Source organism: Acidimicrobiales bacterium, from assembly GCA_036491125.1.
Lineage (GTDB): Bacteria > Actinomycetota > Acidimicrobiia > Acidimicrobiales > AC-9 > AC-9.
Genome location: DASXCO010000122.1, coordinates 1 through 4,611 on the forward strand (window position 1 = coordinate 1; position 4,611 = coordinate 4,611).

The window sequence follows — 4,611 nt, forward strand, 5'->3', positions numbered from 1 at the left end:
GGCCGCGGCGCAGGTCTTCTCGGTGCGGGCCAGGTCCTCGGCCATGGCGGCGCAGTCGTCGCCGGTGAACGCCTCGGGCTGCAGGCCCCAAAGCGCCTCCCGCAGGGCCCGGCTCGCCACCGTGGGGCTCTCGGGCATGCCGCTCCTCGCTCGTGGGGCGCGCACTGTGGGCGCGCTCGGCTGATCAGAGGAGGGCGGTGACTGCCTCGCCCACGAAGGCACCGCTCACGCTACCCGAACGTGTGTTCGATGTCAAGGTTGCTACCGAACGCGTGTTCGTGTACGGTCACGCCGCGCCTCGAGGTCGGGCCCGACGACCTTCCAAGGATCGGAGTGTTGTGCATCTGCGAGGTATGTCATGTGCTTCATTTGTGAGGGCGGGACCAACGAGCAGTACAACCAGCACCTCCATGAACAGATCGTCAGCCGCGGCTTCGCCTTGGCTCCGGTCGGAAGTGGGTGGAGCCACAGAGGGTTCGTCTACACGATCGGCCTGGTCGACAGCCGGAACCACCCCGAGCTGGTGGTCATCAACTTCGAGCTCGGGCGGGCGGTGACCGTGCTCGAGATGTTGGCCAGCTCGGTCGTCGAAGGAACACGGTTCGAGGCCGGCGGGACCAGCGTCGAACTGGGAGCCGAGATCGGCTTCCGCCAGGTGCGAGCCCGCCACCTTCGCCGGGGCCTGATGGCTGGGTGGTCCAGCTACTACCGCGACGTAGGGCGCTTCGACCTCGAGGCCAGCGCCCTGCAGGTGGTCCTCCCGGACGAGGGGAGGTGCTACGAATGCCAGCCGACCCAGCCGAACCTCGATGGCGACCGCCATGTGTCGTTCATGGGACCCGGCCGCCAGGCGCGACAGGCGCACCTCCAACGACCGCGGAAGGGGAAACGGTGAGCGACGGGCCCCATACGGGAGCGCGTCGCTGAGCGCCGCCACCGCTACGATGAGGTGTGTCGCAGCTGTCGAGCCACGCCTCGGGCCCTTTCAGTCTGCCCGCGGGCGAGAACGGCGTCCTGCCTTTCCAGCACCTCGCCCAGGCCATCTCGTCGGACGTCATCAGCGGCGGGGGGTTCACGATCCCGCCGGAGAACCTGCAGCCAGCGAGCCTCGATCTACGGCTGGGTGAGGTCGCCTACCGGATCCGCTGCAGCTTCCTTCCCGACGACCAAGCCGTCGAGCGAAAGCTCAAGGACGTCGTCATCGACGAGCTCAATCTGCACACAGAAGGCGCCGTACTCGAGACGAACCGGCCGTACCTCATTCCGCTCAAAGAACGGCTCTCCCTTCCCCACAACGTGCGAGGTCGGACCAACCCGAAGAGCTCCACGGGCAGGATCGACGTCTTCACCCGGGTGATCACCGACGAGAGCTACCGCTTCGACGAGATCGCGCCGGGCTACGACGGGCCGCTCTATCTCGAGGTCGTGCCCCTGTCCTTCGCCGTTCGGGTGCGAGAGGATCTGAGCCTCTGCCAGCTCCGGCTCTCGGTCGGCCGATCGCAGCTGGACGACGACGACGTGCGCGACTTTCACGAACAGCAGCCCCTTCTGTTCAAGGGCGGCGATGCCGTGACTCCCGACCGGCTGGCACTGGCCAACGGCATGTTCCTGAGCCTCGATCTCCGCAGCGATGCCAGCTCGCGTGTCGGATACCGGGCGAAGGACAACGCGCCGCTGCTCGATCTGACCCAGCCAGCGCTACGCGAGCCGGGTCGCTACTGGGAGCCTGTGCTCAGCGAGGAGCGAGATCGGATCGTCCTGACCCCACAGAAGTTCTACCTCTTGATGTCGGACGAGGCCGTCTCGATCCCCTCGACGCTGGCGGCGAACATGACGGCGTACGACCCCACCAGCGGGGAGCTCCGGACACACTACGCCGGCTTCTTCGATCCCGGGTTTGGCTACGACCCGCAGGGCCGGTTCCACGGGTCACGGGCGGCCCTCGAGGTACGAGCGCACGACGTGCCGTTCATGATCGAGCACGGCCAGCGCGTCTGCAAGCTGACCTTCGAGCGCATGCTGGAGGCACCGACCCGCCTGTACGGCGAGGCGATCGGGTCCTCGTACCAGCGCCAGCACGAGACCCTGGGCAAGTACTTCCTGCGGCCGGGCGGCGCGGTGTCATCGGAGAAGGCCTCCCCCGCTCACACCCGCTCGGAAGGCCGTGACGACGAGGACAGCGACCAGCTGGCCCTCCCGATCGAACGCGACTGACACCTTGCTCCCAGCCGCGAAGGGGCGCCGAGTCAGTTGCGGTCCGTGGCGCGCAGCGGGAACTCGACGCCGGTCAGCTCCTCCGAGACGTCCCATAGGCGGCGCGCAACGGCCGGGTCCTTTGCGGCGCTCGTGCGTCCCACGAGCTTGGGTGCGCCCCGCTGCTCCATGAAGCCGCCAGGACCGGCATAGCTGTCGCCGGGCACATCGGCGACGGCCGCGTAGAGAGTCGGTAGCGCACCGGCGTCCTCGTCCTGGGCGAGCAGACGGTTCGCCACTGTATAGATGGAATCCATCCATCGGCGCTGGCCGTGGAACTGGAGGTTGGTCGCCGCATAACCCGGGTGGGCGGCCATGGCCAGGATCGGAGACCCAGCAGCGCTCAGGCGTCGCTGGAGCTCGGCCGTGAACAGAAGGTTGGCGAGCTTGGACTGCCCGTAGGCGCGCCACGCTCTGTAGGGCTTCCGCTCCCAGTTGAGGTCGTCGAAGTCGATCCTGCCGAAACGGTGCCCGGTGGAGGACACCGTCACCACGCGGCCGACGACGTGACCCAGCAACAGATTGGTCAGGGCAAAGTGGCCAAGATGGTTGGTGCCGAACTGCAGCTCGAAGCCCTCGGCGGTGCGGGTCAGGGGCGGCACCATCACGCCGGCGTTGTTGATCAGCAGGTCGATCTCACCATCCCAACCGGCGGCGAAGCTCCGCACCGAGGCCAAGCTGGCGAGATCGAGCTGGCGAACCTCGGTCTCGCCGGGCATCGACGCCGCTGCCGCCTTGCCCTTCTCCACGTCGCGGACAGCGAGGACGACGCGAGCGTCGGCGCCCGCAAGCGCTCGAGCCGCGGCCCGGCCGATGCCGCTGTTGGCACCCGTGATGAGCGCCCTGCGACCGGACAGGTCGGGAATGTCCGCAATGCCGAAAGTAGCCATGAGCAACAATGTAGGCGCAAGCAACAATGCTGTCAACGGCAACATTCATCCGCTACGCTGTGGTTCTCGTGACGGAGCGTCCCTATCACCACGGCAACTTGCGTACCGCGCTGCTCGCCCAGGCGGAGCGGACCCTCCGCGAGCAGGGTGTGGACCGGCTCTCGCTGCGTGAGCTGGCGCGCCGGACCGGAGTGAGCCACGGCGCGCCCCGCCGACACTTCTCGGACCGCCAGGCGTTGCTGGATGCGCTCGCCGAGGCCGGGTTCGAGCGCCTCGGCCACGAGCTGCGGGGCGCGGTCGACACAGCCGACGACGACTTCGAGGCGCGCCTGCGGGCGACGGCTGCCGCGTACGTCCGGTTCGCGACCCGAGATGCCGCGCTGCTGGAGCTGATGTTCGTCGGCAAGCACCGCGATCGGTCCGGAGCATTGCACGACGCGGCAGCGCAGGCCTTTTCCGTCATCCTCGAGCTGATCGAGCAGGGTCAGGCCGACGGCGCCCTCGAGCTGGGGGACCTCGAACGCGTGGGCCTCGTCCTCTTCGCCACCATGCAGGGCATCGCCGCGCTGGTCACAGGGGGCATGGTGCAAGCTGACCGCGTAGACGGGCTCGTCGCCGACGCTGTGGTGCGCTTTCTACGAGGCTCGCGCGGACTCACGACCAAGGCGAGTTGAGGGGTCGATCGTCCCCATCTGATCTGCGGAGGTGTGTGACCTCCTCGATATGCTGCCCGCTGGTCGTTCGAGTCCATGGAGGGCGCTCGGTGCCGCGGATCCTGATTCCAATCGTCGGTCTCGCGCTGGCCGTGGTCGGGTCGGCGTGCGGGAGCAGCAGCTCCGGGTCTTCGTCGACGACGACTTCTTCGTCGACCGCAGGCGGTGGGACGGCGGCGAGTGACAAGGCCCTGGCCCAGCAGATCAACCTCCAGGCCGGCGACTTCCCGACCGGCTGGGAGTCGCAACCCTCAGACTCGTCGGGAGGGGGCACGGCCAGTACCCGTCAGCTGTTGACCTGCCTCGGCGCGTCGTCGTCGCTGGCGGCGACGACGGTCAATGTCGACTCGCCGAACTTCAGCCAATCCCGGTCCCCCGGCGAGCTGGACGCCGGCTCGAATGTGGCCTTTGCTCCGACGGCCGCTCAAGCAGCTGGAACGTTCCGGGCCTTCAGCTCCTCGAAGGCAAACTCCTGCGTCCAGAGCGTGCTGGCCGCTGAGCTCCAGAGGCAGAAGGTCTCGGCCCCCGGCGGGCTCAATGTCACCAGCGCGCGGGTGACCGTTCCGAGTGGCGATCAGGGCGTGGCCTTCTCGGCGACCACGTCGGTCGTGGCCCAGGGCCAGACGGTGCCGGTCGAATTCCAGATCACGCTGGTAGGCCGGGGCCGGGCGGAGATCTCCCTGCTGACAGGCGGGTTCGCGGCGGCCTTTCCCCAAAGCCTCCAACAGTCGCTGCTGGCGGCGATGATCAGCCGC

General features: G+C 68.0%; 5 protein-coding genes. 4 read left to right on the plus strand and 1 reads right to left on the minus strand.

The genetic code is table 11. The features are described from left to right. Positions 1-358: 358 nt before the first annotated feature. Positions 359-895 (plus strand): DUF4262 domain-containing protein, encoded by a 537-nt coding sequence (locus tag VGF64_10280; protein HEY1635136.1) that lies wholly within the window; start codon positions 359-361, stop codon positions 893-895. Positions 896-951: 56 nt separating this feature from the next. Further along, positions 952-2,214, plus strand: coding sequence for a 2'-deoxycytidine 5'-triphosphate deaminase (locus tag VGF64_10285; protein ID HEY1635137.1), 1,263 nt, complete (start codon positions 952-954; stop codon positions 2,212-2,214). 32 nt (positions 2,215-2,246) lie between these two features. Here VGF64_10285 and VGF64_10290 read toward each other — a convergent pair whose 3' ends face one another. Then, entirely contained in the window at positions 2,247-3,143 is an 897-nt protein-coding gene (locus VGF64_10290; GenBank protein HEY1635138.1) for an oxidoreductase, read from the minus strand. A 68-nt stretch (positions 3,144-3,211) separates the two neighbouring features. On the opposite strand from VGF64_10290, the gene VGF64_10295 reads away from it, so the two are divergent. Together VGF64_10295 and VGF64_10300 are read left to right on the plus strand one after the other, a co-directional pair. Further along, positions 3,212-3,817 carry a TetR/AcrR family transcriptional regulator gene (locus tag VGF64_10295; GenBank protein HEY1635139.1) on the plus strand — a complete coding sequence of 202 codons (606 nt, stop codon included), beginning with the start codon at positions 3,212-3,214 and terminating at the stop codon, positions 3,815-3,817. 89 nt (positions 3,818-3,906) lie between these two features. Next, positions 3,907-4,611, plus strand: a 705-nt coding sequence (locus VGF64_10300; GenBank protein HEY1635140.1) for a hypothetical protein, incomplete at its 3' end; no start/stop codon positions are given.

Coding starts and splice junctions, on each gene's coding strand:
- VGF64_10280 (HEY1635136.1), top strand. CDS start 359: ATGTGCTTCATTTGTGAGGGCGGGACCAACGAGCAGTACAACCAGCAC.
- VGF64_10290 (HEY1635138.1), bottom strand. CDS start 3,143: ATGGCTACTTTCGGCATTGCGGACATTCCCGACCTGTCCGGTCGCAGG.